At 71.3% G+C, this 23,904-nt stretch carries 29 protein-coding genes; 17 read left to right on the forward strand and 12 right to left on the reverse strand.

The genetic code is table 11. From position 1 onward, the window contains the following. The first annotated feature begins 47 nt into the window (after positions 1-47). The 3 genes from ACWD0F_RS01270 (at position 48) to ACWD0F_RS01280 (ending at position 2,309) form a co-directional block, all read left to right on the forward strand. Positions 48-902 (forward strand): arylamine N-acetyltransferase family protein, encoded by an 855-nt coding sequence (locus tag ACWD0F_RS01270; RefSeq protein ID WP_449871578.1) that lies wholly within the window; start codon positions 48-50, stop codon positions 900-902. 40 nt (positions 903-942) lie between these two features. Then, positions 943-2,013, forward strand: a complete 1,071-nt coding sequence (locus ACWD0F_RS01275) for a protein kinase domain-containing protein (protein WP_449871580.1) — start codon at positions 943-945, stop codon at positions 2,011-2,013. A 104-nt stretch (positions 2,014-2,117) separates the two neighbouring features. Next, positions 2,118-2,309 carry a hypothetical protein gene (locus tag ACWD0F_RS01280; RefSeq protein ID WP_449871582.1) on the forward strand — a complete coding sequence of 64 codons (192 nt, stop codon included), beginning with the start codon at positions 2,118-2,120 and terminating at the stop codon, positions 2,307-2,309. Positions 2,310-2,331: 22 nt separating this feature from the next. Here ACWD0F_RS01280 and ACWD0F_RS01285 read toward each other — a convergent pair whose 3' ends face one another. Both ACWD0F_RS01285 and ACWD0F_RS01290 read right to left on the reverse strand, forming a co-directional pair. After that, positions 2,332-2,646: a DUF3817 domain-containing protein gene (locus tag ACWD0F_RS01285; RefSeq protein ID WP_449871584.1), complete on the reverse strand. Its 315-nt coding sequence runs from the start codon at positions 2,644-2,646 to the stop codon at positions 2,332-2,334. 4 nt (positions 2,647-2,650) lie between these two features. Further along, entirely contained in the window at positions 2,651-3,433 is a 783-nt protein-coding gene (locus tag ACWD0F_RS01290) for an SURF1 family protein (RefSeq protein WP_449871585.1), read from the reverse strand. Positions 3,434-3,538: 105 nt separating this feature from the next. Here ACWD0F_RS01290 and ACWD0F_RS01295 point away from each other — a divergent pair, with 105 nt between their 5' ends. Together ACWD0F_RS01295 and ACWD0F_RS01300 are read left to right on the forward strand one after the other, a co-directional pair. Next, positions 3,539-3,715, forward strand: a complete 177-nt coding sequence (locus ACWD0F_RS01295) for a hypothetical protein (RefSeq protein ID WP_449871587.1) — start codon at positions 3,539-3,541, stop codon at positions 3,713-3,715. Positions 3,716-3,855: 140 nt separating this feature from the next. Next, positions 3,856-5,304, forward strand: coding sequence for a flavin-containing monooxygenase (locus ACWD0F_RS01300; protein ID WP_449871589.1), 1,449 nt, complete (start codon positions 3,856-3,858; stop codon positions 5,302-5,304). Here ACWD0F_RS01300 and ACWD0F_RS01305 read toward each other — a convergent pair. Next, the gene (locus ACWD0F_RS01305; protein ID WP_449871591.1) at positions 5,298-7,025 is read right to left on the reverse strand and encodes a gamma-glutamyltransferase family protein; all 1,728 of its coding nucleotides are present in this window, start codon (positions 7,023-7,025) and stop codon (positions 5,298-5,300) included. The genes ACWD0F_RS01300 and ACWD0F_RS01305 overlap by 7 nt on opposite strands. Before the next feature lie 95 nt (positions 7,026-7,120). Here ACWD0F_RS01305 and ACWD0F_RS01310 point away from each other — a divergent pair, with 95 nt between their 5' ends. Beyond that, entirely contained in the window at positions 7,121-8,233 is a 1,113-nt protein-coding gene (locus tag ACWD0F_RS01310) for a sensor histidine kinase (protein ID WP_449871593.1), read from the forward strand. Next, the gene (locus ACWD0F_RS01315) at positions 8,230-8,877 is read left to right on the forward strand and encodes a response regulator transcription factor (protein WP_449871595.1); all 648 of its coding nucleotides are present in this window, start codon (positions 8,230-8,232) and stop codon (positions 8,875-8,877) included. Before ACWD0F_RS01310 ends, ACWD0F_RS01315 begins: the two co-directional genes overlap by 4 nt. On the opposite strand, the gene ACWD0F_RS01320 is transcribed toward ACWD0F_RS01315, so the two are convergent. Continuing rightward, positions 8,858-10,309, reverse strand: coding sequence for an FAD-dependent monooxygenase (locus tag ACWD0F_RS01320; RefSeq protein WP_449871597.1), 1,452 nt, complete (start codon positions 10,307-10,309; stop codon positions 8,858-8,860). The two genes, ACWD0F_RS01315 and ACWD0F_RS01320, sit on opposite strands and share 20 nt — an antisense overlap. A gap of 51 nt (positions 10,310-10,360) precedes the next feature. Here ACWD0F_RS01320 and ACWD0F_RS01325 point away from each other — a divergent pair, with 51 nt between their 5' ends. The 5 genes from ACWD0F_RS01325 to ACWD0F_RS01345 all read left to right on the forward strand — a co-directional run bounded on the left by ACWD0F_RS01325 (position 10,361) and on the right by ACWD0F_RS01345 (position 13,695). Continuing rightward, the gene (locus tag ACWD0F_RS01325; protein WP_449871599.1) at positions 10,361-10,564 is read left to right on the forward strand and encodes a hypothetical protein; all 204 of its coding nucleotides are present in this window, start codon (positions 10,361-10,363) and stop codon (positions 10,562-10,564) included. Next, positions 10,561-11,034, forward strand: a complete 474-nt coding sequence (locus ACWD0F_RS01330) for a Clp protease N-terminal domain-containing protein (protein WP_449871601.1) — start codon at positions 10,561-10,563, stop codon at positions 11,032-11,034. Before ACWD0F_RS01325 ends, ACWD0F_RS01330 begins: the two co-directional genes overlap by 4 nt. Positions 11,035-11,163: 129 nt before the next feature. Further along, positions 11,164-11,364 carry a hypothetical protein gene (locus tag ACWD0F_RS01335; protein WP_449871603.1) on the forward strand — a complete coding sequence of 67 codons (201 nt, stop codon included), beginning with the start codon at positions 11,164-11,166 and terminating at the stop codon, positions 11,362-11,364. Between the two features lie 47 nt (positions 11,365-11,411). Then, the gene (locus tag ACWD0F_RS01340) at positions 11,412-12,254 is read left to right on the forward strand and encodes an urease accessory protein UreH domain-containing protein (protein ID WP_449871605.1); all 843 of its coding nucleotides are present in this window, start codon (positions 11,412-11,414) and stop codon (positions 12,252-12,254) included. A 55-nt stretch (positions 12,255-12,309) separates the two neighbouring features. After that, positions 12,310-13,695, forward strand: coding sequence for an SEL1-like repeat protein (locus ACWD0F_RS01345; RefSeq protein WP_449871607.1), 1,386 nt, complete (start codon positions 12,310-12,312; stop codon positions 13,693-13,695). A 53-nt stretch (positions 13,696-13,748) separates the two neighbouring features. Here ACWD0F_RS01345 and ald read toward each other — a convergent pair whose 3' ends face one another. After that, the gene (gene ald / locus ACWD0F_RS01350; RefSeq protein ID WP_449871609.1) at positions 13,749-14,858 is read right to left on the reverse strand and encodes an alanine dehydrogenase; all 1,110 of its coding nucleotides are present in this window, start codon (positions 14,856-14,858) and stop codon (positions 13,749-13,751) included. Between the two features lie 48 nt (positions 14,859-14,906). Continuing rightward, complete coding sequence (locus tag ACWD0F_RS01355) at positions 14,907-16,289, reverse strand: aspartate aminotransferase family protein (protein WP_449871611.1); 1,383 nt, start codon at positions 16,287-16,289, stop codon at positions 14,907-14,909. A gap of 240 nt (positions 16,290-16,529) precedes the next feature. Here ACWD0F_RS01355 and ACWD0F_RS01360 point away from each other — a divergent pair, with 240 nt between their 5' ends. Next, on the forward strand, positions 16,530-17,885 hold the full coding sequence (locus ACWD0F_RS01360) for a M20/M25/M40 family metallo-hydrolase (protein WP_449871612.1): 1,356 nt from the start codon (positions 16,530-16,532) through the stop codon (positions 17,883-17,885). 93 nt (positions 17,886-17,978) lie between these two features. Here ACWD0F_RS01360 and ACWD0F_RS01365 read toward each other — a convergent pair whose 3' ends face one another. Then, entirely contained in the window at positions 17,979-18,461 is a 483-nt protein-coding gene (locus ACWD0F_RS01365; RefSeq protein ID WP_449871614.1) for an NUDIX domain-containing protein, read from the reverse strand. Positions 18,462-18,468: 7 nt separating this feature from the next. After that, the gene (locus ACWD0F_RS01370) at positions 18,469-19,011 is read right to left on the reverse strand and encodes a TetR/AcrR family transcriptional regulator (protein WP_449871616.1); all 543 of its coding nucleotides are present in this window, start codon (positions 19,009-19,011) and stop codon (positions 18,469-18,471) included. 44 nt (positions 19,012-19,055) lie between these two features. Between ACWD0F_RS01370 and ACWD0F_RS01375 the strand changes: the two genes are divergently transcribed. Continuing rightward, on the forward strand, positions 19,056-19,496 hold the full coding sequence (locus ACWD0F_RS01375; RefSeq protein WP_449871618.1) for an ester cyclase: 441 nt from the start codon (positions 19,056-19,058) through the stop codon (positions 19,494-19,496). On the opposite strand, the gene ACWD0F_RS01380 is transcribed toward ACWD0F_RS01375, so the two are convergent. Genes ACWD0F_RS01380 through ACWD0F_RS01390 form a run of 3 tightly spaced genes read right to left on the reverse strand, consistent with a single transcriptional unit; the run spans position 19,493 to position 20,836 of the window. Then, on the reverse strand, positions 19,493-19,672 hold the full coding sequence (locus ACWD0F_RS01380) for a hypothetical protein (protein WP_449871620.1): 180 nt from the start codon (positions 19,670-19,672) through the stop codon (positions 19,493-19,495). The genes ACWD0F_RS01375 and ACWD0F_RS01380 overlap by 4 nt on opposite strands. A 9-nt stretch (positions 19,673-19,681) precedes the next feature. Further along, entirely contained in the window at positions 19,682-20,269 is a 588-nt protein-coding gene (locus tag ACWD0F_RS01385; protein WP_449871622.1) for an ArsR/SmtB family transcription factor, read from the reverse strand. A gap of 51 nt (positions 20,270-20,320) precedes the next feature. Further along, positions 20,321-20,836: a pyridoxamine 5'-phosphate oxidase family protein gene (locus ACWD0F_RS01390; RefSeq protein WP_449871623.1), complete on the reverse strand. Its 516-nt coding sequence runs from the start codon at positions 20,834-20,836 to the stop codon at positions 20,321-20,323. 145 nt (positions 20,837-20,981) lie between these two features. Here ACWD0F_RS01390 and ACWD0F_RS01395 point away from each other — a divergent pair, with 145 nt between their 5' ends. Next, positions 20,982-21,620, forward strand: coding sequence for an alpha/beta fold hydrolase (locus tag ACWD0F_RS01395; RefSeq protein WP_449871625.1), 639 nt, complete (start codon positions 20,982-20,984; stop codon positions 21,618-21,620). Between the two features lie 25 nt (positions 21,621-21,645). Here the strand turns inward: ACWD0F_RS01395 and ACWD0F_RS01400 are convergent, their stop codons facing one another. Then, positions 21,646-22,158: a cysteine dioxygenase gene (locus tag ACWD0F_RS01400; RefSeq protein ID WP_449871627.1), complete on the reverse strand. Its 513-nt coding sequence runs from the start codon at positions 22,156-22,158 to the stop codon at positions 21,646-21,648. A 125-nt stretch (positions 22,159-22,283) separates the two neighbouring features. Between ACWD0F_RS01400 and ACWD0F_RS01405 the strand changes: the two genes are divergently transcribed. Then, entirely contained in the window at positions 22,284-23,261 is a 978-nt protein-coding gene (locus ACWD0F_RS01405) for a LysR family transcriptional regulator (protein ID WP_449871629.1), read from the forward strand. A 9-nt stretch (positions 23,262-23,270) separates the two neighbouring features. Next, a complete protein-coding gene (locus ACWD0F_RS01410; protein WP_449871631.1) occupies positions 23,271-23,897 on the forward strand; it encodes a LysE family translocator in 627 nt (208 codons plus the stop codon). Positions 23,898-23,904: the final 7 nt, after the last annotated feature.

Below are 23,904 nucleotides of genomic sequence, written 5' to 3' on the forward strand. Positions count from 1 at the left end.
GCAGACGACACTCCTTTATTCGTGCACATACGGTGCAGACTTGGCAGGTGAACACTGCCGGATACCTCCGCCGCCTCGGCCTGTCCCACCTGCTGGGCGCTCCCACCAGCGCCGAGGCCCTGCGTGAGCTGCACGTCGCGCACATCGAGAAGATCCCGTACGAGGCGCTGGAGATCTGGCTGGGCCGTCCCACCACCGTCGATCCCGTCGAGTCGGCCGAGCGCATCATCGGGGGCCGCGGCGGCTACTGCTATCACCTCAACGGCGCCTTCTCCGAGCTGATCGGCGCGCTCGGCTACGACGTGACCCGGCACGTCGGCGGCGTGCAGAACCGGCGGAGCGCGCCCGCCATCACCGCCAACCACCTGGTGCTGACCGTGCGCGGCCTGCCCACGGACGGCAACCCGGGTGGTGAGTGGCTGGCCGACCTCGGGCTCGGCGACGCACTGCACGAGCCGCTGCCGCTGGTGGCCGGCACGTACGAGCAGGGCCCTTTCACCTACGTCCTGCGCCCGTCGGAGGTGGCGCCCGGCGGCTGGCGGTTCGAGCACGACCCGAGCGGCTCGTTCGAGGGCATGGACTTCGGCCTCGAACCCACCGGCATGTCCGCCTTCACCGACATGCACCGGCACCTGACCACCGCGCCGACGTCCGGCTTCGTCCGGGTGGCCACGGTCGCGCGGCGCGACGCGTCCGGCGTGGACCTGCTGCGCGGGCCCGTCCTCGGCCGCGTCGGGCACCGCGCCAGTTCCGTCACCCTGGCGACGGCGGGCGACTACTACGCGGCGCTGGCGGACGTCTTCGGGCTGCCGCTGGACGACGTGAACGCCGAGGAGAAGGAGCAGCTCTGGCGCAAGGTGCACGAAGCGCACGAAGCCTGGCTGGCCGGCGACTCGGCGTGATGGCCTAAGCACGCACGCGGGCGCTATCGTGCACTTCGACATGGCAGAGACCAGGAAGCTCGCGGGTCGCTACCGGCTGCTCAACCCCCTGGGCGCGGGCTCCGTGCGCCTGGCCTTCGACGAGCCGGAGCACCGCGACGTCGCGGTCAGGGAGTTGCGGGTTCCGGCCGAGTTACGCGACGTCGCGCTGGACGAGGCGCGCCGGGCCGCCGGGCTGCGGCATCCCTGCATCGTGCGGGTGCTGGACGTGGTGGTCGAGGACGGCGTGCCATGGCTGGTCATGGAGTTCGTCTCGGGGGCGTCGCTGGAGCAGACCGTACGCTCGCGCCGCCCGCTCCCGATCACCCAGGCGGCCAGGGTGGGCGTCTGCGTCCTGGCGGCGCTGAGCGCCGCGCACGCCGCGGGCATCGTGCACGGGCGCATCGACCCCGGCAAGGTGCTGCTCACCCCGACCGGCCGGGCCGTGCTGACCGGGTTCGGGTTCCCGAGCCTGAGCGTGCTGCCCTCCGCCGACCTGTGGTCGCTGGCCGCCACGCTGCACTTCGCGGTCGAGGGCCGCCCGCCGGGGCAGCTGCCCGCCGCGGGCGCGGACCCGCTCAGGTCGCTGATCAGGGCGATGCTGCACCCGGCGGGGCCGCCGCCGGCCGAGGTGGTGCGCGAGACGCTCGAACACCTGTCGACGGGCCGCCCGCTGGACGCGCTGGTCGCGGAGTCGGGCCCGCTGCCGCCCGCCGAGGTCGCCGAGGTCGGGCTGGCCGTGCTCGACCGGCTGCGGGCCGGGAGCGGCTTCCACGGCGGGGTGCACCCGGGCAACGTCCTGATCGACCCGGCGGGCCGGGCCCGGCTGATCCCGCTGCTCGGCTCGGGAACGCTCCCGGCCTACACGGCGCCCGAGGGCGCCCGCACGGTGGCCGCCGACCTGTGGTCGCTAGGCGCGACGCTCTTCGCCGCCGTCGAGGGCGTGCCGCCCGCGCCCGGCGCGTCGTTGTCCCGCGCGGGAGCGCTGGCTCCCGTGTTGTTCCGGTTGTTGTCGGGCGATCCGATGGAACGTCCCACTCTGGACGAGCTCCGCCGCGACCTCGAAACGATCAGCGGCACACGCAACATTTGAGATACATCGCGACACGGAACCAAGCCATGGCTCCATCCGTTGCACAGGAGAAGCAGAATGTGGGAGAGGCGGGGCGCGCGCTCCGCGTTCGGAGGAAGTAGAGGATGTCGCCAATTCAGAAGTACGCCATTGGCGCCGGCGCCGCGGTCCTGCTCTCGTGGATCTTTCTCCCTGGGTGGTTCGCGCTGCTGGTCTTTCTCGGCGTGGTCGCCGCCCCCGTGGTCGGTTACCTGATGCTCGACCCGTCGCAGCGCGAGCGGCTCAAGAGATCCCGCAGGCGCGGCCTCGGCCGTTGACCCCGGCGGCGGGGGCCTGCGGTCAGGCCTCCGCCGCGGTGGGCAGGGCGCCCTGCACGCGCTGGGTCACCCTGCGCTCGATGTAGAACGACAGGAACGGCACCGTGCCGCCGAGCATGACACCGAGCATGTACGGCCACGACCAGCGTGCCTTCATGCCCAGATTCATCACCGTGATCAGGTAGATCATGTAGAGCCCGCCGTGGATGGGCGCGATGATCTTCGACAGGGACGCCTCGCCGAAGCCGTAGCGCAGCACCATGGCGACGCAGAGCACGAGCAGCATGACGCCCACGACGTAGGCGAGCGCCCGGAAGGGCTTCAGTGCCGATTCCACGATGTCAACCTTCCAGAGCCATCTCAGGGGACTTGCCACGGTCCCGATCCGCCCGCACGGCGTCGCGGACGAAGTGGAACCACATGAAAACGGCGAATCCAGCAAAGATCCACCAATTTGCCGCATAAGCCAGATTACGCCAGGTCAGCGTGCCACCCACCGCGGGTGGAGCGCTCTTGACCTGCGCGAGCGAGCCGGACGGCGGCTGCGCCACGACATAGCCGGTGCGCACCTTCTGGCCCGTCCACAGGTTGATCAGCTCACCGGTGGACACGGTCTGCACCTGGCCGGCGGGCAGCCCCTCCGCGCGCCGCTGCACGCTGTCGGTGCCCTCCTGGGGACGGAGCCGCCCGGCCACCGTGACCCGGCCCTCCGGCACGGCCGCCACCGCCGCGTCGTCGCTCCTGGCCACCCAGCCCCGCACGACCGGCATCAGCGTGCCGTCGTCGAGCCTGAGCGGCGTCAGCACCCAGTAGCCATGGTCACGCGAGACGTTGCCGCCGGGGGCGTCGACGTCGGCCCGCCGGTCGGCGACCAGCAGCTGACGCCCCGCCTCGTAGACGCCGGCCGCGGTGACCCGGCGGGCCACGGCGTCGGCGGCCATCTGCGAGCCCGGCCGGGCCAGCGTGGCGACCGCGACGGGCGCGGGGTCGGAGGAGGACTGCGGCTTGCCCGAATCCTGGAAGACGCCGAGCTGCCAGCGCCCGAGGAAGATGAACGCGACGAGGACCCCGATCGTCAGCAGGTGCAGCCCCACGATGCGGGGCGAGAACAGGGTCCTGAGCATGCGTCAAAACTATCCGCCAGGTGGGCCGGTCCCCTAATCAGCCCTTAGCTACAGATCACGGCAAACTCCGCAAACGACGCAGGCGATCACGCTAGGCTGCTGGCCATGTCTGACCAGCAGCACATCGACCCTGCGGGCAACACCCAGGCCTTCCGCGCGTTCGCCGACGCGCGCGAGCAGGAGGCCACGGCCAAGCCCAAGAAGTCACCCCTGGTGCCCATCATCGCGATCGTCGTGGCGATCGTGATCATCGGCGTCGCGGCTTTCCTCCTCCTGCGTTAGCCCGGCAGGCAGGACACCCGCCGCGGAGGCCGTGGCGGGTTTTCGGCGTTCCCGGGTTGTGATTCTCATCACCTGGACTCGATCAAGCGGCGCTCCATACATTGGATGAAGTGTCCAATAAGCGGCCTCCGGGAGGTCCAGTGCCAGGATTAGTGATCATCGGGGCCGGCTTCGCCGGGATCGGCATGGCCATCAAGCTCAAGCAGGCCGGCTATCACGACTTCGCCGTCCTGGAGAAGGCCGGCGAGCCCGGCGGCACCTGGCGCGACAACACCTATCCCGGCTGCGCCTGCGACGTGCCGTCGCACATGTACTCCTTCTCGTTCGAGCTCAATCCCGGCTGGTCCCGGATGTTCGCCCCGCAGCAGGAGATCCGGGACTACCTGCGCAGGTGCGCGGACACGTACGGCATCACGCCCCACCTCCGCCACGGCAAGCGCGTCACCGCCCTGGAGTACGACGACGCCGCCCGGGACTGGTCGATCAGCACGGACGACGGCGAGACGCTGCGCGCGCACGCGGTGGTGTCGGCGATCGGCGCCCTCCATATCCCGTCATTCCCCAATATTTCGGGACGTGAGGTGTTTCGTGGGCCCGCCTTCCACTCCGCCGAGTGGGACCACTCGATCGACCTGACCGGCAAGCGCGTCGCCGTCATCGGCACCGGCGCCTCCGCCGTGCAGTTCGTCCCCCGGATCGCGCCCGTCGCGAGCAAGCTGACCGTCTTCCAGCGCACCGCCCCGTGGCTGCACCCCAAGCCGGACTTCGCCATCCCGCCCCGCGCGCGGCGCGCCCTGCGCCTGCCGGGCCTGGCCAGGGCCGCGCGCTACGGCGTCTACTGGGCGCTGGAGAGCCGGGCGCTCGGCTTCGCCGTGGACCCGCGCCTGATGAAGGTGCACGAGAAGCTGGCGCTCAGGCACCTGGAGGCGCAGGTCCCCGACCCGGAGCTGCGCCGCCGCCTGACCCCCGGCTATCTGATCGGCTGCAAGCGCATCCTCATCTCCAGCGACTACTATCCGGCCCTGACCAGGGACGACGTCACACTTGTCACCGACGGCGTCACGGAGATCAGGGAGCACTCGATCGCCGACGCCGCCGGCGTCGAGCACGAGGCCGACGTGATCGTCTACGGCACCGGCTTCAAGGTCGTGGACGCGCTCACCGACCAGCGGATCACCGGCAGGAACGGCCTGAAGATCCAGGACGCCTGGCAGGACGGCATCGAGGCCTACCACGGGATCACCACCTCGGGCTTCCCGAACCTGTTCTTCCTGCTCGGCCCCAACACCGGCCTCGGCCACAACTCGGTCGTCTTCATGATCGAGTCGCAGATCCACTATGTCCTGGAATGCCTGCGCCTGCTCTCCAGGACCCAGGCCAGGGCCCTGGACGTCCGGCCGTCCGCGCAGCGGGCCTACAACCGCGGACTGCGCGAACGGCTCGACCCGCTGGTCTGGAACGCCGGCGGCTGCACGTCCTGGTATCTGGACGAGCACGGAGTGAACCGGACGATCTGGCCGGGCTTTACCTTCGAGTACTGGGCGCGTACCAGGAAGGTGAAACCCGGCGCGTACGAGCTGATCTACTGAGCGGGCGTCACCACCAGCGCGCTGCCGCCGCCGCGCCGGGACGGCTCGGCCACGGCCTGGATCCGGCCCCGCCCGCGGAACTCCAGCGCCGTGGCGGCGCCGATCTCCGGGTTGAGCACGAAGACGTGGCCCTTGGCCTCCAGCTCGGCCCGGTATTCGTCGAGGAACGCCTGCTCCGCCTGCGTCTGCGCGGTGTTGCGCTGGGTGGCGCGCGGCGCGGCCAGCGCGTCGGGCAGGCTCATGCCGAACTCGTAGCGGTTGACCAGGATCTGCAGCACGGTCGTGATGATGGTCGAGCCGCCCGGCGAGCCCGCGGCCAGCACCGGCCGGCCGTGGTCGAACACCAGCGTCGGCGCCATCGACGAGCGCGGCCGCTTGCCCGGGGCCGGCAGATTCGGGTCGCCGGGCGCGGGGCCGAAGGTGAAGTCGGTCAGCTCGTTGTTGAGCAGCACGCCACGGCCCGGCACCACGATGCCGTTGCCGCCGGTGGACTCGATGGTCAGGTTGTAGGCGACCACGTTGCCCCAGCGGTCGGCGACGACCAGGTGGGTGGTCTCCGGGCCCTCGTCCGCGATCGGGGTGGCGCTGCCGGTTGGCTGGGGACAGGACTCGTACGAGCCGTCCGGGCTGCCGGGGGCGACCGGGCTGGTCAGCGCCCTGTCGCCGATCAGGCAGGCGCGCTCCTTGGCGAAGCCGTCCGAGAGCAGTTCGCGCAGGGGCACGCCGGGGAGGTCGCCGACGTATTTGCCGCGGTCGGCGAAGGACAACCTGGACGCCTCCAGGTATTCGTGCAGGCCGACCTCGGGCACGGCTTCGAGGATGTTGAGCGCCTCCCCGACCGTCGAGCCGCCGGAGGACGGCGGCGCCATGCCGTAGACGTCCATGCCGTTGTAGGAGACCTTGGTGGGCTCGCGCAGGAGGGCGCGGTAGGCGCGCAGGTCGGACAGCTCCATCAGGCCCGGCCGGACGTTGCGGGTGGCGCCGGGGGTGAGCGGGGGCCGCTTGACGGTGGCCACGATCTCCTTGCCGAGTTGCCCGCCGTACAGCCAGCTCGGGCCGCGTCTGCCCAGCTCGCGATAGGTGGCGGCGAGCTCGGGGTTCTTGAAGACCGAGCCGACGGGCGGCGGGGCTCCGTTCGGCAGGTAGAGCTTGGCCGTGGTGGCGACGTCCTTGAAGCGGGCGGCATTGGCGGCGGTCTGGTCGTAGAACGTCTGGTCCACGACGAAGCCCTTGGACGCGACGCCGATCGCGGGCTCTAAGGCCCGTTCGAGCGAGATCGTGCCGAATCTGCGCAGGGCCAGATCCCAGTTCGCGACCGTGCCCGGCACGCCCGCCGACAGGCCGCTGGTGACGCCCTCCTCGAACGGGATGCCTTCGAGCGTGGTCGACGTCATGGCCTGCGGGGCGGTCTCCCGGCCGTCGATCGTGAAGACCTTACGCTGCCTGGCGTCGTAGTAGACCATGAAGCCGCCGCCGGCCAGGCCCGCCGAGTACGGCTCGGTGACGCCGAGCACCGCGCCCGCGGCGACGGCGGCGTCCATGGCGTTGCCGCCTTTTCTGAGCACGGAGACGGCGGCCTTGCTGGCGTCGAGGTCGACGGTGGCCACGGCGCCGCCGTACCCCTCGGCGACCGGCACTTTCTGCGGCGGATCGGCCAGCGCGGGGGGCGCCGGCACGAGTGAGATGAGGACTGCTGCTGCGGGAACGATCACTCGGCGCATGGTGTCCACCTTGGCCCAGCTACGCCCCGCGCGGTAGGGCCCCCTCACACGCAGGGAGGATGCGCTGGTCAGAGGGGTCATCTAGCGTGGGGGGTGTGCGCCGTAAGTACGGTTTCGACCCCTATCTCGCCCTCATCGTGGCCGCCGCCCAGTTCGTCCTCGGCAAGGGCGCCTCCTGGGGACAGCAGGCGACCCGGGAGCCGCTCGACCCCTACGCGTACGCGCTGCTGCTGGCCGGGCCGCTGGCGATCCTCCTGCACCGCCGCTTCCCGCTGCTCACGACCGCCGCCGCGCTGGCCGCCTGCGACCTGTTCCTGGTCGCCGGGTACGCCTACGGCCCGAGCTTCATCAGCCCCGGTGTCCTGCTGTACCTCCTGGTCACCCGGGGCAGGCGGCTGATGGCCTGGAGCATGGCGGGGATGACGTTGGTGTCGTTCCTCGGCTACGCCTGGCTGGTCGGCAACCGCGACCTCTTCCACAGCGTGTGGATCCTCACCTTCATCCTGCTGCTCATGGTGGTGGCCGAGCTGATCAGGATCGTCAAGGAGCGGCGGGCCGAGCGGGACCGGATCGCCGAGGAGGAGGCCAGGCGGCAGGCCAGCGAGGAGCGCCTGACCATGGCCCAGGAGCTGCACGACGTGCTCGCGCACAACATCTCGCTCATCCACGTCCAGGCGTCCACCGCGCTGCACCTCATCGACGCCGACCCCGACCAGGCCAGATCCGCTCTGGCCGCCATCAAGACGGCGTCCAAGGAGGTTCTGGGTGAGATGCGCTCCGTCCTGAACGTGCTGCGCGAAGGCGCCCCCCGCTCGCCCACCGCCGGGCTCGACCGGCTCGACGACCTGGTCGAGCGGTCCGGCCTGGCGGTGACCATGAAGCGGGTCGGCTCCCGCCCGCTGCCGTCCCAGGTGGAGCGGGCCGCGTACCGGATCGTGCAGGAGTCGCTGACCAACGCCGCCAGGCACGCGCCCGGCTCGCAGGTGAGCGTGCGCCTGGAGTACGGCGCGGCCGAGCTGGCCGTCCGGGTGGCCGACACGGGCGCGACCACGGCCTCCGTCCTGTCGGAGTCCGGCAGCGGCAACGGCATCCCCGGCATGCGCGAGCGGGCCACCGCGCTGGGCGGCACCCTGATCGCCGGTCCGCGACCCGGGGGCGCCGGCTTCCAGGTCGAGGCCAAGCTGCCCCTACCCGAGGAGACCTCATGATCAACGTGCTGCTGGCCGACGACCAGGCGCTGGTCCGGGCGGGCTTCAAGGCGCTGCTCAACGCCCAGCCGGACATGACCGTGGTGGCCGAGGCCTCCGACGGAGCCGAGGCCGTGCGCCTGGCGGGCGAGCACCGGCCCGACGTGGTGCTGATGGACATCCGCATGCCCGGCACCGACGGCCTGACCGCCACCCGGCAGATGCCGCCGGGGCCGCTCATCATCATCCTGACGACGTTCGAGCTGGACGAGTACGTCTTCGAGGCGCTGCGCGGCGGCGCCAGCGGCTTCCTGGTCAAGGACACCGAGCCGGCCGAGCTGATCCAGGCGGTCCGGGTGGTGGCGGCGGGCGAGGCGCTGCTGTCGCCCAGCGTCACCCGCCGCCTGATCGCCGAGTACGCCACCCGCGCCAAGGCGCCGATCGCCACCGACGGCCTGGACCTGCTCACCGAGCGCGAACGGGAGGTGCTGGCCCTGGTCGGCACCGGCATGACCAACGACGAGATCGCGGCCAAGCTGTTCATGTCGCCGGCCACGGCCAAGACCCATGTCAGCCGGGCCATGATGAAGCTGCACGCCCGCGACCGGGCCCAGCTCGTCGTGATCGCGTACGAGTCGGGTCTGGTCAAACCGGGCTGGCTCTGAACCACTTCCGCGCCGCGTCCGCCAGGCCCTCCGTGCCCGCCCAGGCGATGTACCCGTCGGGGCGGATCAGCAGCGCGTCGGCGGGCGGGTCCTCGGAGTGGACTGCGACCACGTCGATCCAGTCGTCGTCGAGCACGGCCCCGCCGCCGAAGTCGAGCAGCACGGGGCGGCCTTCCCGCAGCAGCCCGGCCACCCGCCGCCCGCCGGCCGGCGGCAGCTCGGGCAGGAACCGCCCGACCAGCGGATGCCCCGCCCCTCCGGCGTAGCGGATGTCGGCGTCGCGTAGCAGCGCGGCCAGGTGGCGGGCGGGCTGCTCGTAGGCGAACACCTCCGTCAGCAGCGCGCGCAACGCCTCGCCGTCCGCGCCGTCCACCCGATCGATCGCCGCCTGCGCCCGGGTCTGCATGAGCGTGCGCTCGCCCACCGGCCACCGCTCGGACTCGTAGGTGTCCAGCAGCCCGTCCGGCGCCAGTCCCCGGAGCCCGGCGGCCAGCTTCCAGCCGAGGTTGGCCGCGTCCGTCATCCCGACGTTGAGCGACGAGCCGCCCGCCGGGAACAGGTGTGCGGCGTCCCCCGCCAGGAAGACCCGCCCGGCCCGGTACCGCTCGGCCAGCCGCGCCTGCGCGGCCGTGCTCGACAACCAGATCGGCTCGCCCAGCTGCAGGTCCCTGCCGAGCACGCGGCGCACCGCGGCCCCGAAGTCCGCCGCCGTCACCGGACCCTCCTGCGCCTCGCCCTTCTCCCGCACGCCGGCGATGAGCACGCCTTGGTGGAGCGAGGTGAGCAGCAGGCGGCCGTGCGGGGTCCGGTTCCAGCCGGGCCGCAGATCCTCCGGCAGCGGGGACTCGAACGGGCTCACGGTCCCTTCCGCTTTGAAGTGGCCCAGCCGCATCACCTCGTCGTCGGTGGTGCCGGGAAACGCGATGCCGGCCAGCTCCCGCACCCGGCTACGCCCACCATCACAACCCACGACATAGCGGGCCCGAACCTCGCCACGGCCGTCGCCGGGCCGGGGGTTCGCGAGGGTGAGCGTCACCCCGTTCTCGTCCTGGGCCAGGGCGGTCACCTCACATCCGCGTCTGATCTCGGCTCCGAGCTCCGCCGCCCGCTCGGCCAGCAGCCGCTCCAGTCGCGGCTGCTGGATCAGCAGGAGCCGCAGCGCCATGTCGTCCAGCCCGTCGAACCGCAGCGCCACCGAGCCGAACGGGAACCCCGGGGCGCGCCCCGAGAACCCGCTGCCCGCACTGAAGCGCTCCAGCAGCCCACGGTGGTCGAGCAACTCGACGATCTGCCCGCCCAGGCCGTTGGCCTTGGGCATCTCGCTGGGCGTCGATCTCTTCTCCAGCACGATGGGGCGGACCCCCGCCAGACCCAGCTCGCACGCGAGCATGAGTCCCACGGGGCCGGCCCCCACGATCACCACGTCTTCCATGCCTGTCAGGCTAGATTGACACATCTGCCGCTGTCAAGCTAGCCTGACACCGTGGACGTGAGAGAGCTGTCTGAGCGAATCAGGTCGAACGACCCGGCCATGGGCCTGCGGGCGGTCGGCGCACTGCACCGGCTGGCCGAGCAGGTCGAGGCGGTGTCGGTGGCGACGGCCAGGGAGCAGGGCTGGACCTGGGAGCAGATCGGCGACGCGCTCGGCATGTCGCGGCAATCGGTGCACGCGAAATACGGGAAGTGAGGCGCGAGATGTTCGGCTGGGAGAAGAGCGCGTTCGCGGTGGTCGTCAAAGCCGCGCTGGAGGAGGCGCGACTGCGCGGAGACCGGCGGCTGGGCACCGAGCACCTGCTGCTCGGCGCCCTGCACCACGGCGACTCCGCGCGGGCGCTGGGTGTGGACGTGGCCGCCGCGCGGGCGGCGCTGGACGAGCTCGACCGGGCGGCGCTGCGCATGCTCGGCTTGGAGGTCGGTGAGATGCCGAAGCGCCCGCCGCGCAAGCATCCGCGCATCCCCGGCACCGCGTTCACGTCGAGCGCGCGCGCGGTCGTCAACCAGGCCATCAAAGCCACGACGGCGAAGACCCGGCCCGTGGAGGCGCCCCGGCACCTGGTGCTCGCCCTGCTCGCCCAGAGCCGCCAAGACCCGGTGGCCCAGCTGATCGACCAGCTCGGCATCGACCGGACGGCCGTGCGCGACCGCATGGCGGCCTGACCCGAAAAGGGGTCTGTGCTCCGGGGCAGCCCACCCTAAACGTCACTAAAAGTGCAATAACTGTCACTGGCCGCATCCAGGGAGCCGCGTTACGTTTCGTATACAGCTTCATAGAGAGTGGGGACAAGAATGCGGTCCATCGCCAGATTCTGCGGCCAGTGCAGTTGTGGCTGCCCCGAACTGTTCGTCGATCAGAACGCGCCCGAGGAGCGCCAGGTGGTCATCACCGACGACTTCGGGCAGCGGGTGGAGATGAGCCTCGACCAGTTCAGCTCCATCGTGGAGGCCGCCAAGAGCGGATCCCTGGACACCCTGGCACTCGTCCACTGAGCGCCCAGGCCGCCACCCTGCTCGCCGGTGGAGTCGCCGCCGGGCTGGTGGCGGGCACCGCCTCGTGCGCCGCCGCGCAGGGCGGGCTGTTGATGGGTCTGGTCGGCCACTGCCATGGCCGCGATCCCGTGCTGGTGGGGTGGTTCCTGGCCGGGCGGCTGGCCTCGTACACCGTGGCGGGGGCACTGCTCGGGCTGCTCGGCTCGGCCGTCAGCCTGCCGCCGCGGGCCCGCGCGGTGCTGCTGGTCGCGGCGGGCGTCACGGTGATCGTCTTCGCGATCCGGCTGCTGCGGCGCGGCCACTGCGCCACGCCGCCCGAGCGCGAGGTCTCGCGCTACCAGGCGCCGCTGCTGGGCGCGGCCACCGTCCTGGTGCCCTGCGGCGTGACGCTCGGCGTGGAGATGGTCGCGATCTCCAGCGGCTCCCCGCTGTCGGGGGCCGCGGCCATGACGGGGTTCGTGCTCGGCACGGCTCCGGCGTTCGCGCTCCTCGGCTACGTGTTGCGGCGGGTCTCGCGCACCCGCCTGGCCAGGCTCGCCGGGATCGCGGCGATCGCCGCCGGGCTCTGGACCGCCGGCGCCGGGATCAACCTGGGCGGCTGGCTCTCCCCCCTCGTCTCCGCCCCGGCGGCCGGGTCCGGATCCAGGGCCACGACCGTCGTCGTCTGGGCGACCCGCGAGGGTTACCGGCCCGCCATGGTGACGGCGCGCGCGGGCGTACCCGTCGAAGTGATCTTCAAGGTGGCCGACCGGGGCTGCACGGGCACCGTCTCCATCGGCGACCACGACGTCGCCCTGCCGGCCACCGTGCGGCTGCCGCCGCAGCGGCCCGGGTCCCTGCGCTACGTCTGCGGGATGGGCATGTACACCGGGTTCATCAACTTCTCGTAGCGCCTTGCGGCGATTACTGTTCGCGATCGGGCGATCACATGCGAGTCTGGTCGCCATGGCCTGGCATGGAGAGGTGGCGGTTCCGTCCGTTCCCGCGCCACGCGTGGGGGACGAGTCCGAGCTGATGGCCGCCGCGCAGGCGGGCGACGCGCACGCCGCGCACCGGCTCGGCAAGCTCTACGCCCAGCACGGCGACCGCGGGTCCGCCAAGCTCTGGTGGGAGCGGGCGGCCGCGGGCGGAAACGTCGACAGCGCGTACAACCTGGGGGTCTGGCACGAGAAACACGGCAGCCTGGAGGACGCCGTGGCCTGGTACGAGATCGCCGCCGCCACCGGCGACGCCGAGGCGGCGGCCAACCTGGCGACGCTCCTGCTGGAGCAGCGCGGCGACGTCGAGGCGGCCAGACGGTGGTTCGAGAGCGCGGCCCTGGCCGGGTCGCGGACGGCCACGCGCCGGCTGGCGCTGCTCTGCGAGGACGCGGGCGAGCTGGTGGCGGCCCGCGAGTGGCACCGCAGGGCGGCCGGCGACGGCGACATGGCCTCGGCCTACGACCTGGGCATCCTGGCCTACTCCTCGGGCGACGACGCGGAGACCGCGCGCTGGTGGGAGTACGCGGCCAGGGGCGGTCACGCGGACTCGGCCTACTGCATGGGCCTCTACCTGCACGCCGGCCGCGACCCCGAAGGCGCGGAGGCCTACTACCGGCTGGCCGCCAGGAGCGAGCATCCGGGAGCCGCCTTCCAGCTCGGCGGCGTCGCGCTGAGCAGGGGCGACCTGCGCACGGCCCGCGCCTGGTTCGAGCGGGCGGCGAACGCCGGGCGGGTGGACGGCCAGCGGATGGCCGCCTTCGTCTGCGTGGAGCTGGGCGACTGCGCGGCGGCCGGCCACTGGTTCGGCCGGGCGGCGGCCGGTGGGGACCCCGAGTCGGCCTTCAACTACGGGCTGCTGCTGATCGCGGAGTTCGGCGACATGGCGGGCGGGCAACACTGGTTCCGGCAGGCCGCGCGGGCCGGGCACCACCGGGCCGCGGTCGAGCTGGGCGGGTTGTTGTCGGTGGCCGGCGAGCTGGGCGAGGCGCAGGAGTGGCTGGCCGACCCGCCGCCGCCGGCCTGGAGCCGCCAGGCCGAGCCGGAGCTGATCGCCAGGGCGGAGCTGGCCGCGGCCGCGACCGGGCGCCGGGGCGACGTCTCCCTGTCCGTGGCCGACCTCGCCGAGGTGCTGGCCACGTGGGATCTGGTGACCAGGCCGCTGCACGACCACTCCGACGTGGTCGGCTGGCTGGTGGTGCGCAGCGGGGTGCACGCGAGCGCGATCGAGCACCTGGCGGCGGTGCGCGGCACGCTGCTGCGCCCCGGCAGCGGCCCGTGGCCCAGCTCGGGCGAGATCCAGTACGTCCTGACCACCGCCCGCGAGCTGCGCCGCAGACTCGGCGTGCACTGACGCCGGCAGACGACATGGAGGGCACGACCGCAGCGCCGTGCCCTCCAGTCGGGCTAGACCAGCTCGGACACCGGCGTGACCGGCAGGCCGAGTGCCTCGGCGACCGGCGCGTTGGTCAGCAGGCCGTCGTGCGTGTTGAGCCCGGCGGCGAGCGCCGGGTCGGCCTTCAGCGCCTCGCGCCAGCCGAGGTTGGCCAGCTTGACGGCGTACGGCAGGGTGGCGTTCGTCAGGGCGTAGGTGGAGGTGTTGGCCACCGAGCCCGGCATGTTGGCCACGCAGTAGAAGACCGACTCGTGCACCTTGTACGTCGGCTCGGCGTGCGTGGTCGGGCGCGAGTCCTCGAAGCAGCCGCCCTGGTCGATGGCGATGTCGACGAGCACCGAGCCCGGCTTCATCCGCGCGACCAGGTCGTTGGAGACCAGCGTCGGAGCCTTGGCGCCGGGGATCAGCACCGCGCCGATGACCAGGTCGGCCTGGAGGACCTCCTGCTCGATCGCGTACGACGTCGAGACCAGCGTCTTGAGCCGGCCCTGGTAGATCGCGTCGATGAAACGCAGCCGGTCGATGTTGGTGTCGAGGACGGTGACGTCGGCGCCCATGCCAACAGCGATCTGCGCGGCGTTCAGCCCGGAGACGCCGCCGCCGATCACGACGACCTTCGCCGGGGCCACGCCGGGGACGCCGCCCGGCAGGATGCCGCGACCGCCGTTGAACCGCATCAGGTTGTACGCGCCCACCTGCGGCGCGAGCCGCCCGGCGACCTCGGACATCGGGGCGAGCAGCGGCAGGGCGTTGCCCACCTGGACGGTCTCGTACGCGATGCCGGTGGTCTTCGCCGCGAGCAGCGCGTCCGTGCACGGGCGGGAGGCCGCCAGGTGCAGGTAGGTGAACAGGACCAGGCCCTCGCGCAGCCGGTGGTACTCCTCGGCGATCGGCTCCTTCACCTTGAGCACCATGTCCGACTCGCTCCACACGGCGTCGGCAGTGTCGAGGATCTTCGCGCCCGCTGAAAGGTATTCCTCGTCCGTGATCTGCGAGCCGAGGCCCGCGCTCCGCTGGACGAGCACGTCATGGCCGTGACGCACCAGCTCGTGCACGCCCGCCGGGGTGGCGGCGACACGATACTCGTGGTTCTTGACCTCGGCGGGGACGCCGATCTTCATCTGGTCGATCCTTTCGGCAACCGGCACTTCGTCGTGCCGGTGAGGGGGTTACAGACGAGCCCACGCCTCGGCGAGCACGCCACGCAGGATTTGGCCGATCTCGTCGAACTCCGCCTGCCCCGCGATCAGCGGCGGCGCGAGCTGGATGACGGGGTCGCCCCGATCGTCGGCCCGGCAGTAGAGGCCCGCGTCGAACAGCGCCTTCGACAGATAGCCGCGCAGCAGCCGCTCCGACTCGTCGGCGTTGAACGTCTCCTTGGTCACCTTGTCCTTGACCAGCTCGATGCCCCAGAAGTAGCCGGAGCCGCGCACGTCGCCGACGATCGGCAGGTCACGAAGGTCGTCGAGGGTGGCCTGGAACAGCGGCTCGTTCTTGGCGACGTGGCCGAGCAGGTCTTCACGCTCGAAGATGTCGAGGTTGGCCAGCGCGACGGCCGCGGAGACCGGGTGGCCGCCGAAGGTGTAGCCGTGCGCGAACATGGTGTCGCCGTTCTTGAACGGCTCGAACAGCCGCTCGTGCGCGATCATGGCGCCGATGGGCGAGTAGCCGCTGGTCATGCCCTTGGCGCAGGTGATGATGTCGGGCACGTAGTCGAACTTCTGGCCGCCGAACATGGTGCCCAGCCGGCCGAAGGCGCAGATGACCTCGTCGGAGACGAGCAGCACGTCGTACTCGTCGCAGATCTCGCGCAGGCGCTGGAAGTAGCCGGGCACGGGCGGGAAACAACCGCCCGCGTTCTGCACGGGCTCGACGAAGACGGCGGCCACCGTGTCGGGGCCCTCCATCTCGATGGCCTGGGCCACCCGGTCGGCGGCCCAGATGCCGAACTGCTCGGGCGTCATGCCCTTGACGCCGGAGATCTCGTCGGCGCGGTAGTGGTTGGTGTTGGGCACGCGGATGGAGCCGGGCACGAGCGGCTCGAACATCTGCTTGAACGCCGGGATGCCGGTGATCGACAGGGCGCCCTGCGGGGTGCCGTGGTAGGCGATCTGCCGGCTGATGACCTTGTGCTTGAGTGGCTTGCCGACCAGCTTGTAATACTGCTTGGCCAGCTTCCACGCGCTCTCCACCGCCTCGCCGCCGCCGGTGGTGAAGAAGACGCGGTTCAGGTCGCCGGGGGCGTACGCGGCCAGGCGCTGGGCCAGCTCGGCTGCCTTCGGGTGCGCGTACGACCAGAGCGGGAAGAACGCCAGCTCCTGGGCCTGCTTCGCGGCGGCCTCGGCCAGCTCCTGGCGTCCGTGGCCGACCTGGACCACGAAGAGCCCCGCCAGCCCGTCCAGGTAACGCTTGCCGTGGATGTCGTAGATGTAGGACCCCTCACCGCGCACGATGGTGGGGATCTCGGCTTCCTCGTAGGCGCTGTGCCTGGTGAAGTGCAACCACAGGTTGTCCTGCGCGGCCTTCAGGACGTCGATTTCCGGCTGCGTCATGGTTATCTTCCCTCGTGTCTGAACTCCCCACAGTCTGCCCGTTCACCTGCGCTTTGCCAAGCGAATCGGTCGCAACATTGTGCAAGAAAATCGAGATCCGCAGCAGCGCTATGTAACCGCAACGAAATCCGCAGGTAGATTGACACGCGCATCATGCCCGTTTCCGCAGACCGGAACCCGGTGTGGTGCAATGAAGGCAAAATGTCAACTTCCGTAGAGAACGATCCCGGGGGACCGTCCGTGACTCCTGACCAGATTGAGAGCGCTGTCGCCGCCTCGATGCCACAGGCGATCGAGGAGCTGAAGCGGCTCGCCGCCATCCCCTCCGTGGCCTTCCCCGGGCACCCGCAGGAGCCCGTGTTCGCCGCCGCCGCGGCGACGGAGGAGCTGCTGCGCTCCGTCGGCCTGCCGCACGTCCAGCAGGTCGCCGTCGAGGGCAGCTTCCCGGCCGTCTACGGCGAGGCCCCCGCGCCTCCCGGCGCGCCGACGGTGTTGCTGTACGCGCACTACGACGTGCAGCCGGCCGGCGACCCGAACTCGTGGCGCACGCCGCCGTTCGAGCCGACTCTGATCGACGGGCAGCTTTACGGGCGGGGCTGCGCGGACGACAAGTCGGGCATCATTTCGCACATCACCGCGCTGCGCGCCTTCCAGGGCCGGTTCCCCGTGGGCATCAAGGTCATCATCGAGGGCCAGGAGGAGTACGCGGGCGAGCGCCTGGAGGCGTTCGTCGAGCGCAACCCGGACCTGCTGCGGGCCGACGCCATCGTGGTGGCCGACACCGGCAACCCGCGCGTCGGCGACCCTGCCGTCACGACCTCGCTGCGCGGCATGGCCGCGTTCACCATCGAGGTCCGCACCCTGCGGGAGGCCGTGCACAGCGGCTCGTTCGGCGGCGCCGCCCCTGACGCGCTGGCGGCGCTGATGCGCATGCTGACCTCACTGCACGACGAGAACGGCGACATCCGCGTGCCGGGGCTGCCCAGGGGTTCGTTCCTCGGGCAGGGGGCGTCGGAGGAGGAGTTCAGGAAGACGGCGGGCGTGCTCGACGGGGTCTCCCTGGTGGGATCGGGATCGCTGGCCGACCGGTTGTGGTCCTCCTACGCGATCACGGTCACCGGACTGGACGTGCCGTCCGTGTCGGGGGCCATCAACGCGGTCCAGCCGGTCGCCCGTGCGCGGGTGACGGTGCGCGTGCCTCCGGCCGGGGACCCGAAGACGACGGTCAACGCCGTGGTGGAGTTCCTGCGGCAGGTGGCGCCTTGGGGTGTGCAGGTGTCGTTCGGGGACTTCACCGTGGGCTCCGGCTTCCAGGCCGACTCGGGCGGCAAGGCCCGCGCCGCCCTCAACAGGGCCATGGAGCGCGCCTTCGGCCGGCCGCCCAGGGATGTGGGGGCCGGCGGGTCGATTCCGCTGGTGAACACGTTGCTGAAGCAGTTCCCCGCGGCGGAGATCCTGCTGTTCGGGGCCGAGGACGAGGACGCGGCCATCCACGCGCCGAACGAGCGGGTGGACCTGGAGGAGCTGCGGCGGGTGGCCACCACCGAGGCCCTGTTCCTGCGCGAGCTGAGCCTGCCTTCCGCCCTCGGCATTTAGCGGTCCTCCTGCGGAGGGCGCGCGTCGCGCGCCCTCCGGCACGGGAAGATGCGCCACGGGCCGTCCTTCACCGGGTGCGCCGCGCGCCGGCCTTCACAGTTCGAGAAGTTGCCGGTGTGAGTCCATCAGGCCCTCCGGGAGCCGGTCGGGGGCGAACCACCGCGCTTCGAGGATCTCCACGGGGTCGATCCGCATCGTGCCACCCGTCAGGACGGCCTCGTAGGCCACCTCCAGCCGCAAGGTGAACCCGCTCTTCAGCCGGAGCAGCCGCCCGGCCCGCACGGTCAGCCCGGTCTCCTCCATCACCTCGCGCTCGACGGTGCCCTCGAACGTCTCGGCCCTGTTCGCGAAGCCCGTGGGGCATCCCCACTGCCGGCCCTCGGGCCACAGGCGGTGCCTGAGCAGCAGCACGCGGCCCGCGTCGTCACGCACGACGCCGGTGACGCCGACCATGAACGTGGCGTGCTTCAGCCAGACCAGCCGCCACCGCACTCGGCCGCCCAGCAGCCGCCACACCCGGGTGAGCAGGCGTAGCACCATCCGCCGGAATCGCGTGCTCTGCTTCCGTGCCGGCATGACGTGATCAGCTCGCTCGCCAGTCGATGTAGGTCAGGAGACGTTCGGCCTGGGCCGGATCCGTGGTGGCCAGGGCGATGCCGTTGACGAGGGTCAGGAGGTCGCGGACGTCGAGGTCGGGGCGGACGGCGCCCGCGCGCCTGGCCGCGTCCAGCAGCGCCTCGGCGGTCGTGAGCATGGAGTCGTGCCAGTCCGCCAGCGGGGCCGTGCGCTCGCGGTCCTCGGTGACGGCCCTGGCCAGGTCGCGCTTGGCCGTCACGTGGTGGACGAACCGCCGCAACCACTCGTGCAGCGCCTCCCCCGGCGGCCCGGCGGCCAGCAACGTGGCGCCGGCGGCGCAGAGCTGGGCGACCTCGTCGGCGTAGACGGCCACCAGGAGGTCGGAGCGGGTCGGGAAGTGGCGGTACAGGGTGGCGTTGCCGACCCCGGCGCGTCTGGCGACGTCGTCGAGCGGCGCGTCGGTGCCGCGTTCGGCGAAGACCTGCGCCGCCGCCGCCAGCAGCAGGTCGCGATTGCGCTGCGCATCCGCCCGCTGAGGACGCGTGCTCATCGGCCTCCTTGCCAAGTGGGGATATCCCCGTTTAGTGTAGCCGCATGACAGAAACGGGGAGTTCCCCACTTAGAGCGGACAAGGCGACCGCCGGCGAGGTACATCAGCGGATCCGGGAGCTCTATCCGGAGATGCTGGCGACCGGGCGGATGGACGCGGCCCTCGCGCTCATCGATCCCGACGTCATCGACCACCGAGGCGGCACGGACGGCGATCACCACGGGCGCGCGGCGTGGCGTGCCAAGTGGGAGCGCATGTCCTCCGGGGAGACCGGGTTCCACGACGTGTCCGTCACCGTGGAGCAGAACGTCGCGACCGACGACCTGTCGGCCAACGTCTACCTCAGCCGGGGCACCCACACCGCCTCAGGCCGCCGCTACGAGGTGCGCAGCATGGACATGATCCGCGTACGGGACGGGCGGATCGTCGAGCACTGGGCCATCCGCGACGCCGTCGCCATGCGCCACCAGCTCGAACCGGACTAATAGTGCACGACGCGGCGGCGGAGCACGAGCCGGAGGCCCGCCTCCACCATGGCCCAGCCGAGGCGGGTCCGCCAGGCGCCGGCGTGGGCCGGCCGGGACAGGCGGTAGCGCTCGGCCTCGGCTCGCAGCTCGCGGGCTCGGCCTCGCTCGACGTACAGGTATAAGTCGGGGTACATCAGCCCTCCTCAGATTCGGAACGGGAAGCCGTACGTGTGCACGGCGACGTTTTCGCGGCCCTCCGCGTCACCCGCTTCCTTGGCCGCGTTGCCATGCGCCCGCCACTTCGTGACCAGCTCGTCGAGCTCCTGGCCGAAGACCTTCAGCTCGTCAGCCGTCAGCGAGACCAGGTATTCGGAGCTGAAGGCCGCGTTGCGCCAGTCCTCGTCCCAGCCGGGCTTCGCGTCGAGATAGCTCTCGTACATCTCGCTGCGCTGGCGGGCGTAGACCCGCGACACCGCGGTGTGCACGGCGGTGCGCTCGGGCGCGTCGCGCCAGTCCTCGTCCCTGGTGCTGATGACGGTGGCGGTCGGCTGCCACCAGCGCTCCCTGGCGTCGCCCCGGTCTGTCGGCGCCTCCTCGATGATGCCGTGCGTGGCGAGCTTGCGGAGGTGATAGCTGACCAGGGAGACGGCCTCGTCGACCTGGTCAGCGAGCTGGGAGGCGGTGGCCGTGCCCGCCACGAAGAGGGCGCGGTAGATCTTGATGCGCAGCGGGTGCCCGAGCGCTTTGAGCGTGTCGAGGTCCTTGACGCGGTTCGTCCTGTCGGCGGGCATACGGCAAGCCTATAAGCGAAAGAAAATTTGCGCAATATAAGTTGCGCAAATTTATCTGCGCACCTGCTGGAAGCTCCAGCGGGTCTGGCCGTACACGCCCTTGCGGAAGCCCAGGACCTTGACCGGCGCCACCTCGAAGACCAGGGCAGGCCCGCCCGCCCCGTTCACGAACACGCCGTCGCCGACCTCGAAGTGCCACTCGGCGCCGTACTTGGCCTCCCAGGCGCCGGCGAGCCGTTCGAGCTCTATGGCGTCCGTGACACGCTCGGCCACGCCCTCGACCACCAGGTCAAGGCCCTCGTGCAGCGCGCTCGCGCCCGTGGTCAGCGCCACCTGGCGGTTGGCCTCCAGGTTCCGGCCCTTCTGCTCGTCCGCGCCCGTGCAGAAGTGGAGGGCGTCGTCCTGCCAGACCGCGAGCAGCGGGGTGACGTGCGGGCGACCGTCGGGGCGTACGGTGCTCAGCCAGTACGTCTGCGCCCCTTCGAGCTGGTCGCGTGCCTCGGCCCAGGGCGTCGGGCGGGCATCGTCGGCGCTGAAGCGGGCGTCCAGCTCAGCGGTCGGTTCCATGGTCGCTCCTCACATGTCGTACGGATCGGGTTGCGCATGAGGAGACTTGCCCGGCGTCCCGAACTCATCGCGGGACCCCTATGCCATGGGTCATAGGGTTGCGCCATGAGCCGTTCGTGACCCCGTAGGCGGAGGAGACGAGTGCATGGCGACGTACGCGCTGATCCACGGTGGTGGCAGCTCCGCGTGGGACTGGCACCTGGTGGCCGCGGAGCTCCGCGGCCGGGGGCACGACGTGGTGGCGGTGGACCTGCCGATCGAGGACGAGTCCTCCGGCCTGGACGACTACGCCGGCACGGTCGTCGAGGCCGTCGGGGAGCGCCGTGACCTGGTCGTGGTGGCGCACTCGTGGGGCGGGTTCGTCGGCCCGCTCGTCTGCGCCCGCGTGCCGGCCGAGCGCCTGGTGCTGGTCACGGCCATGATCCCGGTCCCGGGCGAGCGGCCGTCGGAGTGGTGGCGGGGCACCGGCTTCCCCGGGGCCGACATGGACGACCTGATCGCGACCTTCATGCACGACGCGCCCGAGGACCTGGCGAAGGAGGGCCTGAGCAGGGGTCGCGCCCAGGTGGGTAAGGCCGACGAGGAGCCGTGGCCCCTGGACGGGTGGCCGGACGTGCCGACCGATTTCCTGCTCTGCCGCGACGACCGGTTCTTCCGGCCCGCGTTCATGCGGCAGGTCGTCCGCGACCGGCTCGGCATCACGCCCGACGAGATCGACGGCGGTCACATGGTCATGCTGTCCAGGCCGCGCGAACTGGCCGACTATCTGACCGGCAGGTCGTAGCCGCGCGCGGGGTCATTGACGCGCGCTATCTGACCGGCAGGTCGTAGACGCGGCGCACGCTGCTGCCGAGCCTGCGGACGTCCGCGCCGTAGACGTGCAGCGACACGCCGACCTCGGCGCTCGTGTTGCACACCTTGTGGATGTCCCCGGGCGGGGCGAACCCGCTCACCTCGCCCGGCAGGTTGTCGGCCCGGCCGATCTCCACCAGGTGGTCGCCCAGGTCACGGTAGAGGGTCTCGTGCTCGACCCCGCTGAGGATCCCGAACGTGCACCACGACACGTGGTCGTGGATCACCGTGTCCTGTCCAGGCCGCCACACGACCGCCACGATCGAGAAGTCCTCCTGGGCGTGCAGGAGGTGGGAGACGTACCCGTCGGGTGAGCCCGCTCTTTCCCGCGAGGTCAGCAGGCCGAGGCCGGGCAGCCGGTCGCGGAGCAGGCCGGCGACGGCGTACGCGGTCTCGCTGCGCCCGAGCCGCCGGGCGACGATCCCCGAGACGCCGGAGACGAGGGTGTCGAGGCCCGGCCTGGCGGTCATGGTGGCCATATTCACGGTGTCCCCCTCGGGAATGCAGACAATCGTCCTTCCCCTTCTACAGTGCTATGTTCCGACCGATAGGTCCAACAGAAGTTTTGTGAGCAACCTATAGACGGGATTGATGAATGCTGGACGTCACCCGCCTGCGTGTGCTCGTCGCGGTCGCCCGCAAGGGCTCGCTGACCGCGGCGGCCAAGGAGCTGCACTATTCCCAGCCGTCGGTCAGCCACCACCTGGCCCGGCTGGAGGCCGAGACCGGCGCCCGGCTCATCCAGCGCGCCGGGCGCGGCATCAGGCTCACGGAGGCGGGCAGGCTGCTCGCCGAGCGGGCCGCGGAGATCATCGTCCGCCTCGACGCCACCGCCGAGGAGCTCGCCGCGCACGTGGGGCTGCGTTCCGGAAGTGTGCGGCTGGCGGCCTTCCCCTCCGCGCTGGGCACGTTCGTCCCTCAGGCGGCCACGCGACTGGCCGAGGCGCATCCCGGGCTGCGCCTGCAGCTCACCGAGACGGAGCCGCCCGAGGCGCTCAGGCTGCTGCGGGCCGGGCGGGTGGACGTGGCGGTGATGTTCCGGTACGACGACACAGCGCCCGAGGACGGCGGCATCGACATGATCCATCTGCTCGACGACCCCAGCTATCTGGTGTCCGCGACTCCGTCCGGCGCGCTGGCCGACCACGCCGGGTCCGCCTGGATCGCCGGGTGCGACCGGTGCCGCAGCCACCTGCTGGACATCTGCGAGAAGGCCGGGTTCGAGCCGCGGATCTCGTTCACCAGCGATGACATCGTGGCCGTGCAGGCGCTGGTGGCGGCGGGTCTGGGGTTGACGTTACTGCCGGGGCTCGCGCTGCGCGCGCACCGCAACCCGGCGGTCGAGGTGGCCGTGGTGCCCGGATCGACCCGGCACGTGTACGCGGCCGTCTACGGCGAGCCGCCCCACCCGCCGGCGACCGAGGCACTGCTGCGCGCCCTCACGGAAGCGCTCGGAACGCTGCACACCCGCACGGAAGCGCCCGAAACACTAATCGCCCTCACGGAAGCGCCCGGAACGCACCGCGCCGGAGAGGCTGAGAACGCGGAGGAGACGCTGGAAGAAAGTGTCTAGCATGGCCCCATGCCGGACATCTCAACAGTTGCCCTCTTCTGTGCGGCCACGCTCGGACTGCTCCTCGTCCCCGGGCCGGCCGTCCTCTACATCGTCACCCGCAGCGCCACACAGGGCCGCTCCGCGGGCCTGATCTCCGTGCTCGGCGTGCACACGGGGTCCATCGTCCACGTCGTCGCCGCGGCGCTGGGTATCAGCGCGCTGCTGGCGGCCTCGGCCACGGCGTTCACCGTGGTCAAGTACGTGGGCGTGGCCTACCTCGTCTGGCTCGGGGTCCGCAAGCTGATCCGGCGCGAGAACGCCGCCGAGACGATCGAGCTGCGCGTGGAGTCGAAGCGCCGGCTGTTCTGGCAGGGGTTCGTGGTCAACGTGCTGAACCCCAAGACCGCCATCTTCTTCCTGGCGTTCCTGCCCCAGTTCACCGACCCCGCCGCCGGTGCCGTGGGGCCGCAGGTCCTGCTGCTCGGGCTGATCTGGATCGTGCTCGGGATGGCCTCCGACGGCACGTACGCGATGCTCGCCTCCGCCCTGGCCGGCCGGATCCGCGGCTCCGCCCTCGCCCGTCGCCGCCTCGACGTCGGCAGCGGGGTCGTGTACCTCGGACTGGCTGCCTGGCTCACGACCGAGAAGGCCTGACAAGCCG

This window comes from Nonomuraea sp. NPDC002799 (assembly GCF_053592075.1).

Excerpts from the sequence above, each read along its gene's own strand:
- ACWD0F_RS01370 (WP_449871616.1), bottom strand. The coding sequence starts at position 19,011 with ATGAGCACGCGTCCTCAGCGGGCGGATGCGCAGCGCAATCGCGACCTG.
- ACWD0F_RS01315 (WP_449871595.1), top strand. The coding sequence starts at position 8,230 with ATGATCAACGTGCTGCTGGCCGACGACCAGGCGCTGGTCCGGGCGGGC.
- ACWD0F_RS01280 (WP_449871582.1), top strand. The coding sequence starts at position 2,118 with ATGTCGCCAATTCAGAAGTACGCCATTGGCGCCGGCGCCGCGGTCCTG.
- ACWD0F_RS01295 (WP_449871587.1), top strand. The coding sequence starts at position 3,539 with ATGTCTGACCAGCAGCACATCGACCCTGCGGGCAACACCCAGGCCTTC.
- ACWD0F_RS01290 (WP_449871585.1), bottom strand. The coding sequence starts at position 3,433 with ATGCTCAGGACCCTGTTCTCGCCCCGCATCGTGGGGCTGCACCTGCTG.
- ACWD0F_RS01320 (WP_449871597.1), bottom strand. The coding sequence starts at position 10,309 with ATGGAAGACGTGGTGATCGTGGGGGCCGGCCCCGTGGGACTCATGCTC.
- ald (WP_449871609.1), bottom strand. The coding sequence starts at position 14,858 with ATGAAGATCGGCGTCCCCGCCGAGGTCAAGAACCACGAGTATCGTGTC.
- ACWD0F_RS01305 (WP_449871591.1), bottom strand. The coding sequence starts at position 7,025 with ATGCGCCGAGTGATCGTTCCCGCAGCAGCAGTCCTCATCTCACTCGTG.
- ACWD0F_RS01405 (WP_449871629.1), top strand. The coding sequence starts at position 22,284 with ATGCTGGACGTCACCCGCCTGCGTGTGCTCGTCGCGGTCGCCCGCAAG.
- ACWD0F_RS01345 (WP_449871607.1), top strand. The coding sequence starts at position 12,310 with ATGGCCTGGCATGGAGAGGTGGCGGTTCCGTCCGTTCCCGCGCCACGC.
- ACWD0F_RS01390 (WP_449871623.1), bottom strand. The coding sequence starts at position 20,836 with ATGGAACCGACCGCTGAGCTGGACGCCCGCTTCAGCGCCGACGATGCC.
- ACWD0F_RS01365 (WP_449871614.1), bottom strand. The coding sequence starts at position 18,461 with ATGCCGGCACGGAAGCAGAGCACGCGATTCCGGCGGATGGTGCTACGC.
- ACWD0F_RS01410 (WP_449871631.1), top strand. The coding sequence starts at position 23,271 with ATGCCGGACATCTCAACAGTTGCCCTCTTCTGTGCGGCCACGCTCGGA.
- ACWD0F_RS01395 (WP_449871625.1), top strand. The coding sequence starts at position 20,982 with ATGGCGACGTACGCGCTGATCCACGGTGGTGGCAGCTCCGCGTGGGAC.
- ACWD0F_RS01275 (WP_449871580.1), top strand. The coding sequence starts at position 943 with ATGGCAGAGACCAGGAAGCTCGCGGGTCGCTACCGGCTGCTCAACCCC.
- ACWD0F_RS01400 (WP_449871627.1), bottom strand. The coding sequence starts at position 22,158 with ATGACCGCCAGGCCGGGCCTCGACACCCTCGTCTCCGGCGTCTCGGGG.
- ACWD0F_RS01335 (WP_449871603.1), top strand. The coding sequence starts at position 11,164 with ATGCGGTCCATCGCCAGATTCTGCGGCCAGTGCAGTTGTGGCTGCCCC.
- ACWD0F_RS01380 (WP_449871620.1), bottom strand. The coding sequence starts at position 19,672 with ATGTACCCCGACTTATACCTGTACGTCGAGCGAGGCCGAGCCCGCGAG.
- ACWD0F_RS01355 (WP_449871611.1), bottom strand. The coding sequence starts at position 16,289 with ATGACGCAGCCGGAAATCGACGTCCTGAAGGCCGCGCAGGACAACCTG.
- ACWD0F_RS01385 (WP_449871622.1), bottom strand. The coding sequence starts at position 20,269 with ATGCCCGCCGACAGGACGAACCGCGTCAAGGACCTCGACACGCTCAAA.
- ACWD0F_RS01375 (WP_449871618.1), top strand. The coding sequence starts at position 19,056 with ATGACAGAAACGGGGAGTTCCCCACTTAGAGCGGACAAGGCGACCGCC.